Source organism: Colwellia sp. MB02u-10, assembly GCF_014077185.1.
Taxonomy (GTDB): Bacteria; Pseudomonadota; Gammaproteobacteria; order Enterobacterales; family Alteromonadaceae; genus Cognaticolwellia.
The window spans coordinates 1-1,052 of sequence record NZ_JACGVK010000103.1; the positions used below are offsets into that span (position 1 = coordinate 1).

General features: G+C 40.1%; 1 protein-coding gene. It reads left to right on the forward strand.

Going from position 1 to position 1,052, the window contains the following annotated elements:
* Positions 1-1,052 (forward strand): SLBB domain-containing protein (locus H4J59_RS04125; protein ID WP_182237039.1); only part of this gene is annotated, 1,052 nt, incomplete at both ends.

Here is a 1,052-nt window from a genome sequence, read left to right on the forward strand (position 1 = left end):
GAATTTGAAAGTGACACTGAATTATTTAAGCCACTAACAAGGTTTGGTATAGACGTTTTTTCGAATGCGCCCAGCACCTTTACCCCTACTATGGACATCGCTATTCCTAATCACTATATATTAGGTGTTGGTGACCAATTGTCGATACAAATATATGGTAAAGAAAATGCCGAGTACATACTGCCGATAACACGCGAGGGCAATATACTTATTCCGGATGTTGGACCGATAAAAGTAGTTGGTTTAGCGTTTGCTGAAATGAAAAGTTTTCTAGCGGAACGAATTCAACAGCGCATCATAGGTGTCAACGTGGTGGTCAGTTTAGCTGAATTACGTTCTATGCGTATTTTTGTTTTAGGTGATGCCTACAAACCAGGCCCATACATATTAAGTTCACTTTCAAGTGTTACGCACGCTATTTTTGCTGCTGGTGGGGTTAGCGATATTGGCTCATTACGCAATATTGAAGTCAAACGCGCGGGCAAAATAGTACAAACTGTTGATTTATATGACCTGTTAATAAACGGTGATTCTTCAAGCGACATTTTGTTGCAATCTGGCGATGTGGTTTTCATTCCAACTCAAAGTAAAAATGTGTCAATACGAGGTGAAGTTAGGCGTCCGGCTATATACGAGCTCAAGGCTGGTGATAACTTCAATCAAATTATTGCAATGGCCGGTGGTTTATTACCGTCTGCCTATCCGCAATCAACCATGGTAGAACGCTATAATCAACACAGCTTACTTAGCATCATGAATATTGACCTAACGGATAGCCAAGCGCGTAAACAATTACTGAAAAGCGGTGACTATATTCGGGTGTTAAAAAGCTCGGGTATGTATGACCAGTCAATTACCGTTATTGGTGCCGTAACACGCCCAGGCAAATATCAATGGCAACAAGGTCTTAAAGTAGCTGATCTATTACCTAATTTAGACTCTCATATCTTGCCTTCTGCCGATTTAAGTTACGGCTTAATTGTGCGTCAAAAAGACCAAGCCAGAAATATTGAAGTATTACAATTTAATTTAGCCAAGGCGGTTAATAAATC